Here is a 20,213-nt window from a genome sequence, read left to right on the forward strand (position 1 = left end):
ACAACCCGTGAACTCACCCGACAATTCGCCGGCGCTCGCGCCCAATGATCTCTCCCAGCGCTTCGTCGCCTGGGTGCGGGCGGCTGCGCCCTTCATCCACGCGTTTCGTGGCAAGACCTTCGTGCTGGGCTTTGGCGGCGAGGTGGCTGCCGGCCAGCTCGCCGAGAAGCTCGCCTACGACTGCAACCTGCTGGCGGCCCTTGGCGTGCGGCTGGTGCTGGTGCATGGCGCGCGTCCGCAGATCGAGGCCGAGCTGGCCCGCCGCGGGCTTACGCCGCGTTATCACAACGGTTTGCGCGTCACCGATGCGGCCGCGCTCGAATGCGTGAAGGCGGCCGTGGCCGTCACCCGCATCGAGGTCGAGGCGCTGCTCTCCCAGGGCCTGCCTAACACGCCGATGGCCGGCAGCTACATGCGCGTGACGGGCGGCAACTTCGTCACCGCCAAGCCGGTGGGCGTGGTGGATGGCGTCGATTACGGCTTCACCGGCGCCGTGCGCAAGGTGATCGCCGAGGAAATCGCCGCCGACCTGGACCAGCAGAACGTGGTGCTGATGTCGTCGCTGGGGGTGTCGCCAGCCGGCGAGATCTTCAACATGAGCATGGAGGCGGTGGCCGAGGCCGTCGCCATTGCCCTCAAGGCCGAGAAGCTGATCTACCTGTGCGATGCGCCGGGCTTGCTGGACAAGCACGGCAGCCTGATCGAGGCGATCACCGCCGACGATGCCGAAGCCATGCTGAAGGCTGGCGAGGGGATGACCGAGGATCTGGATCTGTATCTGCCCTGCGCGATCCGCGCGGTGCGCAAGGGCGTCGGCCGTGCCCACCTGATTGACCGGGACAAGGATGGCGGCCTGCTTCTGGAGTTCTTCACCCCGCTGGGTGTGGGCACGGTGCTGACCCGCGATCCGCTGTTCCGCCTGCGCGAGGCAACCATCGAGGATGTGGGCGCGCTGGGCGCGGTGATCGCCCCGATGGAGGCCGACGGCACTCTGGTGCGGCGCAGCCGCGAGCGCCTGGAGGCCGAGATCGAGCGTTTCACCGTCGTCGAGTACGACGGGGTGCTGGTGGGGTGTGCGGCGCTGTATCCGTTCATTGACGAGCGCGCGGCCGAGATGGCCTGCGTGGCCGTGGTGCCGGAGCACCGCCGGGCCGGGCTGGGCGAGATGCTGCTCAAGCGGATGGAATCCCGGGCACGGAAGATCGGCGTCGAGCGCCTGTTCGTGCTCACCACCCGCACTTCCGACTGGTTCCGTGAGCGGGGTTTCCGCCAGGCGCCGCCCGAGGATCTGCCGCGGCAGAAGCGCGAGATGTACGACGTGAGCCGCCGCTCCAAGGTTTTCATGAAAACGCTGTGAGCGGCGCTGCCGCGAAAGTGATTGTGTGAGTTTCCGACTCCTTCGCCCGGTTTTTCCGTCCTGCATCCGCCAGCTGGCTGGCGTTGGCCTGGCGCTCGCGCTACCGGCCGCACCAGCCTGGGCGGCGCTGCCCGAGGCATTCGCCTCGCCGGTCGTCACCATCTGCACCGGCCTTGCGGCCATGCTGGGGACGGGCGGCGGCATCTACCTGATGCTCCTGCGCCGCCGGCTTGCCGCCTGTGAGGCCGAACTTGCCGCCCTTCGGGCCACGCCGGTGGTGTCGCCCGAGGCGGGGGAGCCACTCGCGCCGCTGCCGGCGGAGGGCATCAGCCGGCATTTCCAGCGGGCGGTGACGGACGGCCTGAATCTCGAAGGCTGGGTTGATCGGGAGGGGCGTTTCTTCTGGGTGAGCCAGGTCATCGAGCGTTACACCGGGCGCACCGCGGCCGAGGTGCTGGCCGGCGATTTCATCGATCTGGTGGTCTACGAGCGCGACCGGAGCTACTGCCGGGACCAGATCCGCCGGGCGCTGGCCGACGAGCAGATCAGCGAGCTCGAGTTGCGCCTGATCGGCGGCAGCCGCGGTGTACATTGGATCAGCTGGCACTGGCAGCCCATCCGCGATGGTGAGGGCCTGCTGCTCGGGCTGCGGGTCACGATGAGCGACGTGCAGGCGCGCAAGGAGGCGGAGTTCAAGCTCCTCGAAACCGTGGCCGCCCTGCGCCGCGCCCAGGCGCTTTCCGAACACTATCTGCGCCGCAGCAACGAGGAGCGTTCGCGCCTGTCGGCCCTGCTCGACGTGGTGCGGATGGGCATCCTGTTCATGGACACCGACCGGCGGGTGGTCTATTGCAACCGCGCCCTCTACGAAATCTGGCGGATGAACGACGGCGACGGCTTCGTCGGCGTACGCGACGTGGTGCTTCAGCAGCACGTGCTGCAGTTCGTGGCCGATCCGGTGGCGTTCATGGAGCACGTCAATCACGTGTTGAGCCACCGCATGCCCAGCGAACCCTACGAGATCCTGTTCAGCGACGGGCGGGTCGTCACCGACTTCTCGCGGGTCGTGCCGGGGCCGGACGGCGGCCGCTCCCTGGGGCGGATCTGGGTGTTCGAGGATGTCACCGAGCAGCGCCGCGTGGCTCGTCAGCTGTTGCACATGGCCGAGCGCGATCCTCTCACCAATCTCTACAACCGTCGGCGTTTCCATGAAGAGCTGGCGCGGATGCTGGCCGACAGCAGCCGCCATCGGGAGTGCGTGGGCCTGCTGGCGATCGACCTGGACGGCTTCAAGCCGGTGAACGACCGCTTCGGCCATCAGGCCGGTGACGAGGTGCTGGTGGATCTGGCGAGCGAGCTGGGGTCGGTGGTCCGGCGCAACGAGATGTTCTTCCGGCTCGGGGGGGACGAGTTCGCGATCCTCGTGCCGTCGGCCTCGGCCAGCGAGCTCTCGGAACTCGCCCGGCGCCTGTGTGCGTGCATCGCCGGCATGAGCTTCAATTTCAACAATCAGCCGGCTGGTGTCACCGCGAGCATCGGCATCGCCCTCAGCGCCCGGGACGGGGAGAACCCCGAAAGCCTGATCGGCGCAGCAGACCGGGCGATGTACCTGGCCAAGGCGCTGGGCGGCAACTGCTGGGAGTTTGCCCGGGAGTCCGTCGGTGAAACCGTGGCGTGATGCGGCGCGATCGCCCCGGGGCCGGGCTGACCTATAATCACGGCACCTGCCGGCGATGGCGCAACCGCGCCGGCATCCCCAACTCATGAGGTGAAACATGGCACGGATGGTTAATTGTGTGAAGCTCGGCCGCGAGGCTGAAGGTCTGGATGTTCCGCCGCTTCCCGGCGAACTTGGCAAGCGCGTCTTCGAGAACGTCTCGAAGGAAGGCTGGCAGCAATGGGTGCGGCATCAGACGATGCTGATCAACGAAAACCGTCTCAACCTGATGGATGCCCGGGCCCGCAAGTATCTGGCCGAGCAGATGGAGCGCTATTTCTTCGGTGGCGGCGCCGATCAGGTGAGCGGCTACGTTCCGCCCCAGCAGTAAGCACGGTTCGACGGCCGGCGGTGATGCCGGCTGGTGCGCACAGACGGCCCCGTTTCGGGGCCGTTGTCATTTGGGCGGTGGTCGGTTGTCGGACTGGCCGTTCTCGATGGCGTACAGCCAGGCGAGCAGTTCGGCCACGGCCACGTAGAGTTCGGGGGGAATCCGGGCGTCCAGGTCCACCTGCATGAGCAGGGCGACGAGCTCGGGGGATTCGTGGACGTACACCCCGGCATCCTTGGCCCGGTTGATGATTTCGGCGGCGATCAGGCCGCGGCCCTTGGCCACCACGGTCGGGGCGGACTGCCCGGCGGTGTAGGCGAGGGCGACCGCCTCGGCACGTTGCTCGCCGGGGTGCTCGGGGCGGTTCACGGGGCGCTCCGGCGTTCTGCGACGAGGCCGGTGAGGGGGACGTTGGCGGCGGCAAGGGCGTCGGCCAGGCGCTGCTGGCCGGCGTCGAGGGCGTCGCGAGTGGTGTCGCTGTCGGTGATCAGGCGCATGGCCACGCCGGCCGGGGTGAGGTGGAGGCGGGCCTCGACGCCGCCCAGGCCCGGCAGGGTGAGGCGCAGGGTGGTGTTCCAGTAGGGCTCGGCGCCTTCTTCCGCTGCGGCGCGATCCTGCTCCGGGTCTTCGATCTCCCATTCCATCATCTGCCCGGGCCACACCTGGCCCTGCCACACCATGTGCTGGGTGGCGATGGCGTCGAGTTGCTGATGGACCAGCGGCAGCAGGCGTTCGGGGATGGGTGACGGGCTGTCGGCGGCGGGGCGCGAGGTGGCAGCAGCGGCGGTGTCGGCCGATGCGGCGTTGCCGGTGCTGGTGGTCGCGGCCGAAGCGCTGGCCTGGGTTGCGGTTAGGCGACCCTGGGGCTCCTGCTTCAGGCTGGCGGTGTCGATCTGCCCGGAGAGCCAGCGGGCCTGGTGGGATTCGTAGAACAGTCCGCTCTGGCTGACCGCGTTGCCGAGTCTGGCGGCGAGCTGGGCGGCGCCGGTGCCGGCGGTGGGCGGCGATGCGAGCAGGGGTTCGCCACCGGCGAGGCTGGCGGTTTCGGGGGCGGGCTGGCCGGTGAGGAGAAAGCTGATCAGCTTGCCGGCCTGGCTGAGGGCCGGGCGGCTGGCGGCGGCTGCGGCGTCGGGCGTCGGCTGGGCGAGGGTGGCGAAGACGGCCCGGGGCGTGACGTGGCTGACGACCAGCTCGAGGGTGTCGCCGGCCTTGACGGACTGGGGCAGGGCCAGGGTGACTTCGCGCCCGTCGACCCGGGCGAGGAAGGTGTTGTCGGCGCTGGTGGCCTGGAGATTGGCGACGATGCGCTGGCCAGGGGTGAAATCGGGGAGGTGGTTCGAGATGCCCTTGACGCGGGCCAGGGGGGCGACGGTGGGTTCGCCCTGAAAGAAACTGGCCTCGGTGAGCATCCGGAGGCGGGCAGCGAGATCGCCGGGAATCATGACGGCCTCGTCAGCCCGCCTGCACTGGATCAGGCGTCGCCGTCGTTGCCGCCGTAGGCGTTGCGCAGATTGCGTTCGCGCACGCCGCCGGAGAGCATCTGGCGGACGCTGTCCATCCACGGCTCGGTGTGGACGCGGACTTCCTTGTCGTCGTCGAGGATGCGCCGGATCAGGGCGATCTTGCGGGCGCGCTCGTCTTCGGACATGCGTCGGGGGCGGCTCGGAAAGGCCAGGGCCTCTTCGACGCCGATGCGGTCGCGCAGGGAGGCGACCTGCTTTTCAAGACGCGTCAGGCGATCCCAGTCGTTGGCGCGCGCCGCATCCACCATTTCGGTGGAGTAGTTGCTCATCTGTTCCAGGAGGGCGAGGGAACTCATGAAGATGTCTCCGGCAATCTAACGGTCTGCCTGGTCGGAATTGCCGATGGCGGCCCAGGCGTCTTTCAGTTCGGTGAGCAGTTGAGTGACTTCGTCCATCGCGGGCCGGCTGTTGTGCAGGTTAGCGTAGAGAAGTCGCTGTGTCATGTAGTCGTAAAGGGAAGCGAGGCGCTGGGCGAGTTCGCCGCCGGCCTCGTAGTCGAGACTGACCTTGAGTCCGTTCAGGATGATTTCGATGGCCTTCGAGATCGCCGTGCCCTTGCCGGGGACGTCCTTGTTCTCGAGGGCGATGGCGGCCGTCCCGACCTGCAGGATGGCGCCGTCGAAAAGCATGAGGATCAACTTGTGGGGGTCGGCGGTGGAAACGCCGGTTTCGACGCCTACTGCGCTGTAGGCAGCAGCGCCGCGACGGGCCGCGAGTCCAAACGACATGTAGTTGCTCTCCGGTCGGGGTTAGTTGCTGGCCATGCTGCTGAGAAGGCTCAACTGCTGTGACAGGTAACTGCTGGTGGTCGTCATGCTGGTCATGCTGGTGTCGAGCGCGGTGAACTTGGCGCGGTAGGTCTTTTCGATCATGGTCAGGCGCGTCTCGAAGGCGTCGATCTGATTGCCCATGGATTTGATGCTGCTGTTCAGGCCGTCGGTGCGGCTGGCGATCACCCCGTTGCTGGCAAGCAGGTTGGTGGTGGTCGTCTTCATCGTGCTGCCGAAGGCGCCGATCACTGCGGCGGTGGCCGAAAAGTTGGCGCTGGCCGCCTTGTCGAACTTGGCGCTGTCGATCTTCAGGCTGCCGTCGGTCTGAAAGGCGATGCCGATGTCGCTGAGGGTCTTGTAGGTGGCGCCGCTCAGGGACGCGGGAACGCTGCCGATGGTGTTGCGCACCTGGGACTGGATGCTGCGCAGGGTCGAGTCGCCGTTGAGCACGGCAGCCGTCTTGGTGCTGGCGTTGTAGGCGCCCAGGTTTTTCAGCGAGGTGTTGAGGCTGTTGTAGGCGTTGATGAAGGTGTCGAGCTTGCTCTTCAGGTCGGTGTTGTCGCGGGTGACGGAGAGGGTGGTGGTGCCGGTCTTGGTGAGCTCGAGGTTCACCCCGTCAATGGCGTTGGTGATCGAGTTGCCGCTGGTGGCGATCGACACGCCCTGGATCTTCACCGCCGCGTCGCTGGCGGCAAGGGTCTGGTTGAAGGCGCTGGAGGCGGCGATCGGCGAGCCCGGTGCGGCAGCGTCGATGAAGGTGGCGGTGCCGCCGATGGTCACCGCGTTGGCGGTGCCGCCGGACGTGGCGGTGAGCAGCAGGTTCTGCTTGCCGCTGGTGTCGGTGACGATGGAGGCGCTCACGCCGGGCTCGGCCTTGTTGATGGCGTCGCGCACGGCCGCCAGGGTGTTCTGGCTGCTTTCCAGGGTGACGGTGGTGGTCGTGCTGCCCTTGGTGAAGGTGAGCGTGCGGCTGCTGTCGGTGCCGAAATCGAGCGCCGCGTCGCCGGCGGCGAAGGTCTTGCCCAGCGCGTAGCGCTGGCTGGTGGCCAGGGCGGTGACTTCGAGGGAGTAGCTGCCGGCAACGGCCGAGCTGGTCGTTGTTGCCGTTGCGATGGTCGAATCGGCAAGAGTTGCCTTATAGGCGGACAAAGATGCCGTTGCCGTGCTGCCGGTTGCCGGTGTCAGGGCCTTGGCGGCGGTCTGCAGGGTGGACAGGGCGCTCTTGAGCGTGCCGAGGGCGGAGATCTTCGATTCGTAGCTGCTCTGGCGCGACTGGAGTTTCGTAAGGGGCTGTTTTTCAACAGACATCAGCGAACTGACGAGCGATTCGACGTTGATTCCCGAGCCGACTCCAGCTGATGAGATTGTGGCCATGATGGACCCCTTGTGGTGCGGTGAAGCGATTGACGGAAATTACGACCGCACCCCGGAAAACTTGAGTGTGGTCGCGTGTTGTCAGTTGGAATGCATTAGTTGTGCCAGGTTCAGTTGTCCGGCATGTGGCGGCAAAAAAAATCCCACCGCGAGGGTGGGATCAAATCTGCGCCAGGGGAGGGTCTGGCGGCTTGGGGTGTCCGGATCAGGCCTGCTGCTTGACGAGCAGTCCCTGCAATTTGTCGAGCGCCTTGGCGATGGCCAGCACCTCTTCCGACGGAATCTGCCGGATGAGCTTTTTGGACTCGGTGTCCACCACCTTGACGATGGAGACGCCCAGGTCTTCGTCGATGGAGAACTGCAGGCTGTTGGCGGTCTGCTTGATGACGTCCTGGATCTGCTTGACCGCCTGGTTGAGTTGTTCGTTGCTCGGGGGCGCGACCTTGCCGGTCTGGGCGGTGCTCTGGGATGCCTGAACCGCACCGGTGCTTGCGGCGTTCTCGGTTGCACGGGAGGCGCCGGCGCCCGTCGAGGCATTGACGGGTGGCACATACTGCGCGCTGCTTGTGCCGACTGGCTGGATGCTCATGCTCATCTCCCCCTTGTGCTGGCGGCGCCGCCGCCCTGTGGGCGGCCGCGCACGTCAGGGTTACGTCTGTATCGCGTTACTGGAGCAGGGACAGCACGTTGTTCGGCATGCTGTTGGCCTGCGAGACCATCGCGGTGCCAGCCTGCTGGAGGATCTGGGCGCGGGTCATGTTGGCGGTTTCCTTCGCGAAGTCGGCATCCATGATCCGGCCGCGGGACGCTTGCGCGTTTTCGGAGGCGACGGACAGGGTCTGCACGACCGAGCTGAAGCGGTTCTGGACAGCACCCCAGGTGGCACGGGCGGTGTTCAGGTTGTTGATCTGGGTGTCGATGCTCGCAATCGCTGCGGTCGCGGCGCCGACGCTGGAGACGCTACCGGACACCGCGGCGGACACGCCGGACAGGGTGACCGCGCTGCCCTGGACCGTGATGGTGTCGGTGGTGGCAGTGCCCGCGCCGACCTGGAAGGTCACGGCAGAGGTGAGGTTCAGCACGTTCTGGCCGTTGAAGGTGGTGCCGCCGACGACGCGCTGGATTTCCGACTGCAGCTGCTGGAATTCGGTGTCGAGGTTGGCCTGGTCACCCGAGGTGTAGGTGCCGTTGGCAGCCTGGACGGCCAGTTCGCGCATCCGCTGCAGGTTGTCGGTGACGGCCTGCATCGCCGATTCGGCGGTCTGCGCCATCGAGATGCCGTCGTTGGCGTTGCGGATCGCAACGTCGAAGCCCTTGGCCTGGGAGTTCATGCGGTCGGCAATCGCCAGGCCGGCAGCATCGTCCTTCGCGCTATTGACGCGCAGGCCGGACGACAGGCGTTGAACCGAGGTCGCCAGGCTGGCCTGGGACGTGGAAAGGTTGCGTTGCGCATTCAGCGACATCGCATTGGTGTTGATAGTGGCAGCCATTTTGGTTCTCCTTAATTCCGTTCAAGATAAGCGACGAGGCTTAACTTTGGTTCGCCTTGCCCGGTGTGTGTAAGGCAACCGCCGTTGAATTCATTAACGGAGTTGGCTGGCGCTACTTTAGAAGAAATGTTGACATTTTCGTTTTTGTGTGCTTCGCGTTTTTTCTGCGGATTACCGCTTGGCTTTTGATAGCGGCTCAGAAAATCAAAGCTTTAGCACCAAAAATCACGAACCGGCGCGGTTTTCCGGCCGGTTGTCGTTATGCTTTTGGGGTGGGGGCGATGCCCTTCAGGGTCCGTAGGCCGCAAACCAGCTTGTGGCGTGGTTTTCGAGGATGTAGCCGTCGCGCACCCAGGCCTGAAGCAGGCGCCCGGCGTGCTGCAGCGCGGCAGGGTCGGCGAGCTGTTCGCGGATCGTGCTGATCCACTTTTCGGGTTCGTTGGGCAGGCGGGTGACCGGGGCGTTCTGGTAGGGATAGATGTCGGTGCAGATCACCGGCCAGCCCATCGCGCCGTATTCGAGCAGGCGCAGGTTGCTCTTGCACTCGTTGAAGGCGTGGATTTCGAGCGGGGCGATGGCCAGGTCGAGGTCGAGCCGGGCCAGGGCCTGGGGATAGGTTCGGAAATCCTGCACGAAGCCGTGGGACTCGCGCACGAAGGGCTTGAGGGGCTCGGGGCACATGCCCATGAAGATCCAGTCCACCTCGTCGGCCAGGGCTTCGACCACCGGGTAGATGAGTTCCAGATCGCCCAGATGCTGCTGGGCGCCGGCCCAGCCGACGCGCGGCTTCTTGCGCGGCAGGCGCGGCGGGGCGACGTCGTTCCAGAGGGCGCCTTCAAGGCAGTTGGGCATGATCCGGATGTCGCCGATCATGTCGGCGCAGATGTCGGCCAGCGGGCGGGTGCTTACCACCAGCCGGTCGGCGAGGCCGAGGGTGCGGCGCAGGCGCGGGCGGGCGTCCTTGAAGCCGGCCTTGTAGAAGGAGTTCTTCTTGGGCAGCGCGGTGATGAGGTCGTCGATGGTGATGATGCGCCGCACCTGGGGCATGAAGCGTTTGTAGGCTTCGAGGGCGTCGGTCTGCGGGTCGTCGAGCGGCTGGTGCATGATGATCGCGTCCGGCGCGGCGCGGGCCAATTCGACGGGCGACAGGATTCGCACCGAGAAGGCCTTGGGCGGTTCGCAGATCATGGTCTGGGCAAGGCCGGCCTGGCCGATGGCGCGCAGGGGGGCGCGCAGGCGGTATTCGCCGGCGCCACCGGTGAGCGGCACGCCGAGGATGCGCGGGCGGTCGTGGAAGTGGGTGTCCCAGTCGATCGGGGCCACGTGCTCGGGCTTGAAGGGATCGGCGAGGCTCAGATTGCGGTTGTAGGCCGGGTCGTGGGCGAGCTTGGGGAGCCAGCGTTCGAGCAGGCGGTCGTTGGCGGCCATGGCGCCGAGCAGGTCGGCGAGCATGCCGTCGGGCTTGCGCTGGCGGGCCTTGAGGGAGATGGCGTCGAAGTGGACCAGCATCGAGTAGGGCGTCCACACGATCTTGCTGCCGGCTTCGCGGGCACGCAGGCACAGGTCGAGGGTGCCGTGGGAGAGCGGGAAGCCCTCGGCGTCGATGCCGCCCAGCTGATCGAACAGGCTGCGCCGCACGAGCAGGGCCGAGCCGCACACGGCGCTGACGTTCTGGTCGCACAGGGCGCGGGCCATGTAGCCCGGATCGGTGATCTCGAGGTCGTTGTTCCAGGGGCTGCCGGCGCTGCCGCGCAGGCCGAGCACCCAGCCGGTGTGCTGGACCTTGGCGGTTTCCGGGTAGGTGAGGCGCGGGCCGACGATGCCGACTTCCGGTCGCATGGCGATGTCCATCATTCGGACGAGCCATTCGTCCTGCACGACGTGGGTGTCGTTGTCGAGGAACAGCAGGTAGTCGCCGTGGGCGGCGGCGGCGCCGGCGTTGGCGCCGCGGGCGTGGCTGAACTCGCCGGGGCAGGCCACGACGCGGCAGCGGCCGGCCCAGCGGGCTTCGGTCGCGAGGCCGCGCAGGTAGGCGACGGCGTCGGGGTCGGTGCTGTCGTTGTCGACGACGACGAGCTCGTAGTTCGGGTAATCGGTGCGGGTGGCGATGCTGTCGAGCAGCGGACGCAGGTATTCCTCCCGGTCGCGGGTCTGGATGACGATGCTGACGAGGGGCGCGTCGGCCCAGCGGTACTGCACGCGGCGGGTGCCGAAGGACGCGCCGTCGTGGATCACCGCGTCGAGGCCGTGGCGGGCGAGGTGGTCGGCGAGGGCGGCCTTCTCGGCGGCCGGGTTCATGGTGCGTGCCGAGGCCCGGGGCAGGTGGGCGAGCATCTGGTCGATGTGGCCGATGGCGGCTTCGCCGGCGTGGTCGAGCACCCGCAGGGCGAGGTCGTAGTTTTCGGCGCCGCTGTGGCTGCCATAGCGGCCGGCGGCCAGGAAGGCGTCCTTGGCGACCACCACGAAGCTGCCGAAGTAGGCCTGGGCGCGCAGCAGGTCGAGGTTGAAGTCAGGCTTGAAGCAGGGCTGGCTGTAGCGGCCGTCGGGTTCGCGGGTGTCTTCGTCGGTGTAGATGAGGCGCCAGTCGGGGCGGATGTTGATGTAGTCGGCGACGACCTGCAGGGTGTGCGGCTCGAAGGTGACGCCCGGCTCGATGCGGGCCAGCCAGCTGCCCGGCGAGGCGGCGGCCATCTCACCCAGCACGTAGTCGATGTGGGCGGCGTCGCGCAGGGCGAGCCACTGCAGGTTGGGGATGTCGCCCAGGCCCTCGGGCGTGGGCAGCACGGTGGCGACGGTGAGCAGCCACTCGGGGTAGAGCTGGGCGGCGAGGCTGTCGAGGGTGTCGGCGAGGAGGTTTTCCTCGCCCGGGTGGACGGCCATCAGCAGGTGGATGCCCGGGCGGGTCTTCCAGGTGAGCACCATGCGCTCGGCGAGCAGCTGGGCGTCGATCTCCTGCAGCGTGCGGCGGGCGCGCCAGGTTTCGTAGAGCTTGGAGAGTTCGTCCTCGGCCTTGTCGGGGAGCGGGCGTTTGCGTGGGGGACAACGGGTGGCAGCGCGCTGAGTCTCGCGCACCAGATCAGCAAGATCGTCCCAGAAGCGAGTTTCGAGTTCCTGATAGCGTCGGTCGAGTTCCGGCAGCGCGGCCCGGGCTGCCGCGAGCGTTTCGGGCGCGTCACCGTCGGTCAGGCCCAAGTCCAGGCCGAGGTGGGTGCCCCACGGCTTGGCCGGATTGAGGAAGCTGCTGGGAAGCTGCACGACGGGGCAACCGCAGAGGCGGGCTTCCATCGTGACGGAGGTGTTTTCGAAGCAATACAGGTGCGTGCTGCGGCGCAGGAGTGCGGCGAGTTCTTCGTGGGTCGCCGGAAAATCCTTGGTGATGACCGTGCAGCGATCGGCCAGCTCGGCGTGTTCCCGCTGTCCTTCCCGGTAGCGCCCGAAATAGATGCAGGCACCACTTCGTTGGTCGTCGTCGGGATTGTCCCTGTTGTGGAAGAGCGAGGTGTCCACGGGGGGGAGATACAGCGTGCCAATCGCGTTGGGCACGTATTCCCGCAATTCGTCGGAGTGAATCCAGAAGAGGTCGGTGTTTGCGTAGGCGGGCTTTTCGCCGAGTACGCCGGGGCGGTTGAGGATGTAGCGCACGACCACGTCGCAGTCGAGCGGGTTGGCGCCGACGATCTCGGGGTAGATGGCGATCGGACGCAAACCGGCTTCTTCGTGACGGGCGCGGACCGCGTCGGTTAGCAGGGGGGTGTTGAGCCTTGGATTGACGACCTGTGTGGTGAGGTAGGCTTCTTCGCCAAGCCGATTGAGCGTGTCGCAGATCTGGTGCATGACCCGAATGCCGGCCGACGTCCGCACGTAGTCTGGTGCGAACACGTAGTACGGATGGCGGCGCCTGGCGTAGAGGCTGGGGGGGCTTGCGGGCATGGTGGCGGTCTGGTTGGGCGGAGCGTGCTCCGCTGACGGGTTTCGGGTTTCTGTTTAGCGGGTTTCGAGGACGGAGATACCGCTCCACCAGTATTCGGCGGTCTGGCCGAGGTGAGCCCGCCGGTTGAAGGTGAGGTCGTGGCCGTAGGCCTCGAAGTGATAGCCGATGCCGGGCTTCTCGCCTGCGAGGCCGGTGAGCCACAGGAGCGGCGGGTAGCCGTCGGTGCGCAGCAGCAGGTCGGGCACGCCCACGAAGGCGGCGGCGGTGTCGAAGCCGCCGGCGAGCAGGAGGTGATCCGGCAGGCTGGCGATCTGCTCGACCGCTGCGGGCAGGGAGTATTCGGTGAGGCAGGGGAAGTACAGCCCGACCACCTCGTCGTCGCCCATCGCCTCGATCAGCCGCTCGTGGCGCGAGCCGGGCTGGACGGTGAGCTTGCCGGCAAGGCCGAGCTTGACGTGGTTGGTGAAGCGCTCGGCCGGGAAGGCTTCTTCAAAGCTGCGGGCGACGGCCGGCAGGTAGCCTTCTTCCATCAGCGTACCGATCTCGGTCACCGGCGTGCGCGGCACGATGAAGGGCACGGCGAGGCCGTTGAGCATCCCGGCAGTGGCGGGATCGGCCGCCAGGCGGGCGCGGATGGCGTCGATGCGGCGGGTGAAGCTGTTCACATCCAGGCCCTTGCCGGCGCCCAGATGGCGGCCCAGGCGGGCGAGGATGGCGGCGGGATCGACGGCCGGCGTGCCGAGGCGGAAATAGCGCCGCGACTGCCGATGCACCGGCGACTGGACGGCGGTGGGCAGGCAGCGGCCGAATTCGTCGAAGGCGGCGGGGGCGAGGGTGGCTGTGCTCATTTTTCGTCCTGCAGCGAGTCGTTGTCCGAGAAGCCCTTGCCCCAGGGCAGGGGCAGGTGGGTGGCACCCTTGGTGCGTTCGGTGTGGATCTTGATGAACTGCGGGTCTTCGCCGATCAGGCAGTCGGGCCGGTGCGGTCCGAGCCAGGGGTTGCGCATGCCTCGATCGAGGATCTCCTTGAGGGAGTTCTGGCGCAGGTTGCCCAGGGAGAAGTCGATGTACGGGCAGGGGGTGATCTCGGCGGTGGAGGTGACGGTGATGATGCCCTTCACCGTGATGCAGCCCTTGAACGAGCCGTAGGAGGGCGTCATGTGGGTGAACACCGGGTAGCTCTTTTCGAGCTCGCGCACCACGTCGGCGTCTTCCTTGTCGATGACGAATTCGGGGTGGTCGGTGCATGAGCCGGTGGGTTTGGCGTAGGACACGTACAGCCCGATGCCCTTCGACTTGGCGAACTCGCACATCTGGCGGAACTCGTCGCTCTTGCCGCGGCCGCGCACCAGCACGGTGGACAGGATCAGGTTGAGGCCGGCTTCCAGCGAGGCGTCGATGGCGCGCATCACCCGCTTGTAGGAGCCCGGCTTGTTGCGGAACTTGTCGTGCTCGGCCTCGATCATGCTGTCGAGGGACAGCTGGACCTTCTCGACGCCGATGGCCTTGAGGTGCCTGGCGCGTTCCAGGTCGAGGAACCAGCCGTTGGTGTCGGTGATGACGTAGTGGCGGTCCGGGTCGATGGCTTCGACGACGGCGTCGAAATCCTTCATCACCAGCGGTTCGCCGCCGGTGATGACGAAGCGGGCGAGGCCCAGCTCGTCGGCTTCCTTCGAGAGGCGGCGGATGTCGTCCAGGTCGATCTTCTGGCGCTCGTCCTTGATCTTGAAAACCTTCTCCAGGTGCCGGTCCATGTAGTACTCGGCGGAGCAGTGGGTGCACTGGAAGTTGCACAGATAGCTTTTTTCCAGGCGGATGATCGGACTGATCTCGCCGCGTTCTTCCATCTCGGCGACGCGGGCGAGCTTGGCGGCGACGTGGGGCTTCCGGGACGCGAGATCGTTGCGCTTCGCAGCTTCGGAGGCGGTGAGGCCGGGGTCTGCAGTCAGGGTGGCGGTCATGGTTCGAATCTCGTTTTGGCGTCGGGAGCCGGACAGGACGCGCCGGGTGCCGACAGGCTGTTGGGGCTTGCGCGGTTTTTCGGGGGCTTTGCGGGGCTCGCCCGGAGCCGGGAAAAACGCGGTGGTGTCGGCACTTACGGCTTGTTGTCCGCTTTCTGAAGGGCACGATGCCATTTCAGGGTCTGGCTACGGATTGTGCGATTTGCCCGGCCTGGGGCATGGCCGGAATAGGGGGAGGACGGCGGCCTAATTCCGGCTTTCGGCGCAGCGGGCGGTGAGCCGGATGGCTTCGTCGAGGGGCGTCCACAGGTCCAGCCCCAGCTCGCTGCGGGCCCGGGCGACGCTGGGCAGGTAGATGTTGCGGGTGGGCAGGCCGGTGGCCTGGCCGAGGATGCGCACGGGCTTGCCCGGCGCAACGACGCGGCCGACGCGGTGGGCCAGATCGCCGATGGTGACGGCTTCGTCCGAGCCCACGTTGTAGGCACGGCCGTTGGCGCCCCGCACGAGCAGGGTGAGCAGCCACACCACCAGATCGCCGGCGTACATATAGGAGCGCACCGGCGTGCCGTCGCCGCCGACGGTGATCGCCTCGCCCCCCAGGGCGTCGCGGATGAAGTTGCCGATGGCGTAGTGCAGGTCGAGGGGCAGGTGCGGGCCGATGAAGGAGAAGCAGCGCGCGGTGCTGTACGACAGACCGTGGCGGTCAGCGTAGGCGGCGCAGAGGAATTCGGCGGCGCGTTTGGCTTGGCCGATGGCGACGTCCAGGTTGTCGGCCGCCGGGGCGACCGGGTAGTCCTCGGTGTAGGCGCCGTGGCCGGGCAGGAGCGGGCCGTAGAAGGCGCCAGAGCCCAGCATCAGCAGGCGCGGGATGCGCCGCTCGGCGGCGAGGTCCAGCACCCGGCGGGCGCCCTGGAGCGTGGTGTCGAACTTGGTGAGCGGGTCTTCCTGCCGGTGGAAGGTGGCGGCGGCCGAGGTGGCGGCGGCGTGGATCAGGTGGGTGAAGTCGCCGGCGGGAAAGGCGAAATCGCGCACGTCGCCCGGGTGAAAGCGGATCGCCGGGCTGGTGGCGACTTCGGGCGCGTCGGCGAGGAAGCGGGCCGGATCGCGGCTGAGGGCGGTGACGCGCAGATCGAGGCCGAGGGTGTCGTTGGCGCGGGCGAGTGCCGGGAGCAGCCAGCGTCCGAAGTAGCCGGTGCCGCCGGTGATGAAGATGCGCGCGCCGCGCAGGGCATCCCAGCCGTTGCCGAAGCGGGCGACGGCGGTGTCGATCTCGGCGGCGAAAAGCGGCGCGGCGGTCATGGCGTCAGCTTGCCCGGCCGCCCATGGGCGCGCGGCGTTTCTCCGGCATGGTGTCGGGCGGCAGGGTTTCCAATGTTGCTGCGAGGGCATCGAGCGTCGCCGTGGGCTCCATCTGGTAGTGATCGCGCCACTTGGGTGAGTCGAAGATCATCACGCGCAGGGCGTCGTGTAGGGCCGTGAGGAATCCCTTGCGGAGCGGATTGATCTCCGGGCCTGTTTCGGTGCTGGCGAGCATGTCGATGGCGGTCTTCACCAGGCCGTTGTCGGTGAGAAGCCGGCCCACTTCGTTCACCTTGACCAGGTAGCGGGTCACATCGTCGAAGAGGTCGTGGTCGTCGTAGATGTAGTCGTATGTGCGAATGGCTTCCTGGATGAGGCGTCGTCGTTCGGCGGTCTGGGTGAACTGGCTTTTTTCGTGGATGCGGTAGTAGCCGAGAGGCGCATCGACCACGTAGGCGGGGCCGGTGGTGGCGAGGCGCGCCCACATGTAGTGATCGACGAAGCCACCGCGGAGGCTGACGGAGTCGTTGCCCCAGAAGCGGGAAATGTGGCGGTCGAAGCCACCTACCGCGTCGAAGTTGGCACGGCGGAACACGGCGAAGGACTGGATGATCCAGCTCGTGAAGCACAGGGGGCCCATGACCTGCTGCACGCCGGTCGGGAGGTTCGGCCGGTATTGGTGCGTGCCCTCGACCGCTACCCCGTTGATGAGGCGATAGAACAGGCTGTAGCCGAACGCGCATTCGGGATGCCTGGCAAGGCCGTTGGCAAGTACCTCGGTGAGGAAATCCGGATGCAGGACGTCATCCACGTGCATCTGGAGCACGTACTCGGCGGACGTCATTCGATACGCGATGTTGGCCGAGGCAATGTGGCCGACGTTCTGCTCATTGCGGTAGTAGCGGATGCGTGGGTCGCGATCGAGCCAGTCGGCCATGGCCTCGGCGGTGTCATCGGTGGAGGCGTTGTCGATCACCAGCACCTGGAAGTCGCGGTAGCTCTGGTTGCGGATCGAGCGCAGGCAGTCGTTGAGGTGATGGGCACCGTTGTAGGTGGTGACGATGATATCGAGGGGGGGCATGGGGCCGCCTTCAGTGTCAGTCGAAATAGGGGCGGTAAATGTGCTGCTGCACGATCAGGTCGTTCGGGGCTCCGCTGTGCCAGGCCCAGTCGCCAACCCTGGGATTCGACGGATCGAAGCGGCGGGCATCATCTGGTGGTGCTGCAAGGGTGCAGTGGTACAGCAGCGAAATGAAGTGGCCGCGCACGTCGCGTTTCGGGTTGGTGATCTCGAAGATGCCCAGTGGTGTGCTGTCGAAGTTCACCTTGGTGCCGAGTTCGCCCTGGGCCACGGCGGCAATGCGGTTGGCAGCAGATTCCTTGAAACGGATGATGCCGCCCGGTACGTGCCAGCCTGGGCCATAGAAGGCGTCGTGTCGCCAGGTGAGCAGCGTGCGGTCGGTGTCGTCGCGGATCAGCAGGTCGACGTTGATCATCGGCATGAGGCTGCTGGCGAAGAGGAAGATCTCTTCCGGAAGTCCGCCGCGGGCGGAAGGGCCGACGGCGGAACGCAGGGTGGCAATGGCCTCGTGGATGGCGTCTGGAGTTGGTGTGGTCATGGGGCGATCACGGTTTCGAGGCGGTTGCCCTTCAGCACGGCCACGGTGAAGCGGTTGCCGTGGCGCTCGCGAAGGATGCGCGCGACTTCGTCGGAGTAGCTGGCGGCGAGCACGATCACCGCGTCCACCTCGCCATCGGCCAGACGCTCAGGCGCGACGATGGGCAGGTGGGTGGCGGGGGTGAAGCGGCCCTGCTTGAAGGGGGCGGAATCGACCACGTAGCGGATGCGCGGAGCGAGCTCCATCAGGCTGACGAGGGCCAGGGCCTGGTGGCCGGCGCCCCAGATCGCCACCCGGCCGGCGGCAAACGGGGCGAGGAAGGCGTCGAAGCTCGCCTTGAGCCCGGCCTGGCAGGCGGCAAGCGGCGTCAGATCGAGCGGGCGGCGCTTCTTCACGGTGGCCGAGAGCACGTAGTCGTGCCATTCGGGGCTGCAGTCGAGCACCTCGAAGCCGTTGGATTCCAGCAGCGTGGTGAGGGTCTGGCGGGTGAAGTAGAACAGGTGATCCGGGATGAACTCGGCGAACAGACCGGCCGTGAGGATCATGTCGAAGTTGGGCACCTCGACGAGCCCGGTGGCGCCATCGGCCAGGTTGGCGGCGATGCCGCGCAGGGTGAGGTGGGCCGTGGGGATGTGTTCGAGGAAGTTGAGGATCGCGAAGCCGTCGAAGGGGGCGCTTGCAAGGCGGGTGTCGGGACCGTCGATGAAGCCTTCGACCACCGGCAGCCCGGCGGCGTGGCAGGCCGCCACCGAGGCGGGCAGGTGTTCGATGCCGGAGGCGTCGGCGCCGGCTTCCCGCAGCAGACTCAGGTATTCGCCGCGGCCGCAGCCGACTTCGAGCACCTTGCGGCCCTGGAGGCCGTGTTCAGCCAGCCAGCGGCCGAACTGCTCGAGCCGGTAGGCGCGCATCTCGGCGGAGATGCCGGCGGCGCGGATCACGTCACGCCAGTAGGCCACTGGCTCGGCGACGAGCTGGACGGTGCCGCAGCCGCTGCACTGGTGGAGCGCCAGCGTGACGCCCAGGTCGGTGTCGAGCTGATCTGCGGTGGGCAGGCCCTGGGCGGCCGCCGGCATGTCGCGCTGGACGAGCAGCGCTTCAGGAAACAGCGGCTGTGCGCAGAGCCGGCAGGCCGTGGCGGGCATCGTGGGGCTTCCGCTCAGGCGGCCAGGGCGACGGCCGGCTCGACGACCAGCCCGAAGTGGTCTCGGTAGCGTTGCCAGAAGGTGCTGGCGGCAAAGAACTCGACGGCCCTGGCGTGGTACTGGGCGGCGCGGTCGTGATCGCCGAGCTGCGTGAAGCAGCGGGCCGCGTAGTAGTACGCGAAGGCGTGGTCGCTCTTGGCGCGGATCGCGTTGAGGAGTCCCTTGAGTGCGCTGCTGTAGTCGCCCAGGCGCATGTCCGCGTTATGGACGAAGTTCAGTTCCAGGTTGAGGAGATAGATCTGTTCCTGGATGTACTCGGCGCTGAAGTCCTCGGTCTCGACGACGGCGCTCTTATAGTCCTGGCCGATGTAGCCTTCCGTCAGGTAGCCCTTGGATTCGCAGATTTCGTGCATCTCGCTGCCCACGAGCGGCGCGGCGGCGAAGATGATGAACCAGTTGGCGTCGACGGTGCGCAGGAACTGGCGGGTGTCCTCGATGTCCTGCTTGGTCTCGCCGGGCAGGCCGATGAGGATGTTGGCGTTGGTGTAGATGCCGAGCTCCCGGCAGTCCGCGGCGACGCGCTTGGCGATCGACACCTTGAGCGGCTTCTTCATGATGTCCTTGAGCACCCGCGCACTGCCGGATTCGATGGACAGCATCAGGTGGTACACGCCGGCCCGGTGCATGGCCTCGAGCATCGGCCGTTCGAGTGCGTAAAGGGCGAGGCCGTTCTGGAACACGGCGGTCATGCCCATCTCGCCGATCATGTCGACGATGGCCCGCGCGCGTTCCTTGTCGCCCATGAAGTGGTCGTCCTGGACGACAAGGGTGCGGGCGCCGTACTGGTCGCGCAGGCGCTCGAAGTCGGCGCGGACGCGCTCGAGGCTGTAGTAGCGCATCTTGCGGCCATGCACCTGGTGGGATGCGCAGAAGGTGCACTTGAACGGGCAGCCACGGGAGGTCATCACGTGGAAGTTGTTGGTCTTGTCTTCGATGGCGGCGTAGGCGGTGAGCGCCGGGTTGAGCCCGTAGCGCTCGAACTCGCATAGCTCGTAATCGTAGAAAGGCAGTTCGTCGAGGTTGTCGATGAAGTCGTGGGCAAACTGTTCGCCGCGCAGGATCTTGTCGATGGTGATCCACGACGGGCTGGCGGCGATGTAGGCACGGCGGTCGGTGGCGCGGACGAGATCGAGCAGCGGCTTCTCGCCTTCGCCGTAGCACAGGGCGTCGAAGTCTGGGCACTGCCGGAAGATCTGCCGGTACATGCTCGACGGCACGCTGCCGCCGGCGATCACCAGCGCGTCCGGGAAGCAGGCCCGCGCACTGCGTCCGAGGGCGAGCAGGTTGTGGTACGAGGGGGTGAACAACGACGAGATGCCGACGATGTCGGGCTGGAAGTCGGCGTAGCGTTCGGCGAGGGTGGCGCTGAAGTACTCGTCGAAGCTTGCCGCGTCGAAGCGGTCGAGGGCGTTGAGCTCGATGTTGAAGTCGATGAGCTGGATCGTCAGCGCCTCGGTGTTTTCCTTGAGGTAGGCGCTCATCGACATGATGCCGAGGGGCATGTCGGTGGCGAGGTTGCCGTACATCCGTCCGTCCGCCTTTGGGACGTGGCGCGTGTTGTCGGCAGGATTCACGTACTTGTCGAAGGGCAGATTGGGCGGAACGATGAACAGGATCCGGGTCATGGCGTCACCTCGCTG

The 20,213-nt window shown here is 66.8% G+C and carries 18 protein-coding genes; 3 read left to right on the top strand and 15 right to left on the bottom strand.

Translation table 11 applies throughout. From position 1 onward, the window contains the following. The first annotated feature begins 7 nt into the window (after window positions 1-7). The 3 genes from argA to GH681_RS03105 all read left to right on the top strand — a co-directional run bounded on the left by argA (window position 8) and on the right by GH681_RS03105 (window position 3,405). Complete coding sequence (gene argA, locus GH681_RS03095; RefSeq protein WP_153159993.1) at window positions 8-1,357, top strand: amino-acid N-acetyltransferase; 1,350 nt, start codon at window positions 8-10, stop codon at window positions 1,355-1,357. 25 nt (window positions 1,358-1,382) lie between these two features. Next, a complete protein-coding gene (locus GH681_RS03100; protein ID WP_153159994.1) occupies window positions 1,383-3,035 on the top strand; it encodes a sensor domain-containing diguanylate cyclase in 1,653 nt (550 codons plus the stop codon). A 97-nt stretch (window positions 3,036-3,132) separates the two neighbouring features. After that, window positions 3,133-3,405, top strand: a complete 273-nt coding sequence (locus tag GH681_RS03105; RefSeq protein ID WP_153159995.1) for an oxidative damage protection protein — start codon at window positions 3,133-3,135, stop codon at window positions 3,403-3,405. Between the two features lie 66 nt (window positions 3,406-3,471). Here the strand turns inward: GH681_RS03105 and GH681_RS03110 are convergent, their stop codons facing one another. The 15 genes from GH681_RS03110 to GH681_RS03180 form a co-directional block, all read right to left on the bottom strand. Continuing rightward, on the bottom strand, window positions 3,472-3,774 hold the full coding sequence (locus tag GH681_RS03110; protein WP_153159996.1) for an EscU/YscU/HrcU family type III secretion system export apparatus switch protein: 303 nt from the start codon (window positions 3,772-3,774) through the stop codon (window positions 3,472-3,474). Next, entirely contained in the window at window positions 3,771-4,847 is a 1,077-nt protein-coding gene (locus tag GH681_RS03115; protein ID WP_153159997.1) for a flagellar hook-length control protein FliK, read from the bottom strand. Before GH681_RS03115 ends, GH681_RS03110 begins: the two co-directional genes overlap by 4 nt. Window positions 4,848-4,876: 29 nt before the next feature. Then, a complete protein-coding gene (locus GH681_RS03120; protein ID WP_153159998.1) occupies window positions 4,877-5,224 on the bottom strand; it encodes a flagellar protein FliT in 348 nt (115 codons plus the stop codon). Window positions 5,225-5,242: 18 nt separating this feature from the next. Beyond that, complete coding sequence (gene fliS / locus GH681_RS03125) at window positions 5,243-5,656, bottom strand: flagellar export chaperone FliS (RefSeq protein WP_153159999.1); 414 nt, start codon at window positions 5,654-5,656, stop codon at window positions 5,243-5,245. A gap of 21 nt (window positions 5,657-5,677) precedes the next feature. Further along, a complete protein-coding gene (gene fliD / locus GH681_RS03130; protein WP_153160000.1) occupies window positions 5,678-7,072 on the bottom strand; it encodes a flagellar filament capping protein FliD in 1,395 nt (464 codons plus the stop codon). Between the two features lie 205 nt (window positions 7,073-7,277). Continuing rightward, window positions 7,278-7,661 (bottom strand): flagellar protein FlaG, encoded by a 384-nt coding sequence (locus tag GH681_RS03135; RefSeq protein WP_153160001.1) that lies wholly within the window; start codon window positions 7,659-7,661, stop codon window positions 7,278-7,280. A 76-nt stretch (window positions 7,662-7,737) separates the two neighbouring features. After that, window positions 7,738-8,562 (bottom strand): flagellin, encoded by an 825-nt coding sequence (locus GH681_RS03140; protein ID WP_153160002.1) that lies wholly within the window; start codon window positions 8,560-8,562, stop codon window positions 7,738-7,740. 288 nt (window positions 8,563-8,850) lie between these two features. Continuing rightward, window positions 8,851-12,492 carry a glycosyltransferase gene (locus tag GH681_RS03145; protein ID WP_153160003.1) on the bottom strand — a complete coding sequence of 1,214 codons (3,642 nt, stop codon included), beginning with the start codon at window positions 12,490-12,492 and terminating at the stop codon, window positions 8,851-8,853. Between the two features lie 54 nt (window positions 12,493-12,546). After that, window positions 12,547-13,341 carry a hypothetical protein gene (locus GH681_RS03150; protein ID WP_153160004.1) on the bottom strand — a complete coding sequence of 265 codons (795 nt, stop codon included), beginning with the start codon at window positions 13,339-13,341 and terminating at the stop codon, window positions 12,547-12,549. Next, complete coding sequence (locus GH681_RS03155; protein WP_153160005.1) at window positions 13,338-14,453, bottom strand: radical SAM/SPASM domain-containing protein; 1,116 nt, start codon at window positions 14,451-14,453, stop codon at window positions 13,338-13,340. The genes GH681_RS03150 and GH681_RS03155 overlap by 4 nt, the downstream gene beginning before the upstream one ends. Before the next feature lie 246 nt (window positions 14,454-14,699). Next, window positions 14,700-15,752: an NAD(P)-dependent oxidoreductase gene (locus tag GH681_RS03160; RefSeq protein WP_153160006.1), complete on the bottom strand. Its 1,053-nt coding sequence runs from the start codon at window positions 15,750-15,752 to the stop codon at window positions 14,700-14,702. 4 nt (window positions 15,753-15,756) lie between these two features. Next, window positions 15,757-16,833, bottom strand: coding sequence for a glycosyltransferase family A protein (locus GH681_RS03165; RefSeq protein ID WP_153160007.1), 1,077 nt, complete (start codon window positions 16,831-16,833; stop codon window positions 15,757-15,759). 16 nt (window positions 16,834-16,849) lie between these two features. Then, window positions 16,850-17,371: an NUDIX domain-containing protein gene (locus tag GH681_RS03170; protein ID WP_153160008.1), complete on the bottom strand. Its 522-nt coding sequence runs from the start codon at window positions 17,369-17,371 to the stop codon at window positions 16,850-16,852. Then, the gene (locus tag GH681_RS03175) at window positions 17,368-18,513 is read right to left on the bottom strand and encodes a class I SAM-dependent methyltransferase (RefSeq protein WP_153160009.1); all 1,146 of its coding nucleotides are present in this window, start codon (window positions 18,511-18,513) and stop codon (window positions 17,368-17,370) included. The genes GH681_RS03170 and GH681_RS03175 overlap by 4 nt, the downstream gene beginning before the upstream one ends. A 14-nt stretch (window positions 18,514-18,527) precedes the next feature. After that, window positions 18,528-20,198 carry a radical SAM protein gene (locus GH681_RS03180; RefSeq protein ID WP_153160010.1) on the bottom strand — a complete coding sequence of 557 codons (1,671 nt, stop codon included), beginning with the start codon at window positions 20,196-20,198 and terminating at the stop codon, window positions 18,528-18,530. Window positions 20,199-20,213 lie beyond the last annotated feature (15 nt).

It is taken from the genome of Zoogloea sp. 1C4, assembly GCF_009469605.1.
Classification (GTDB): Bacteria; Pseudomonadota; Gammaproteobacteria; order Burkholderiales; family Rhodocyclaceae; genus Zoogloea; species Zoogloea oryzae.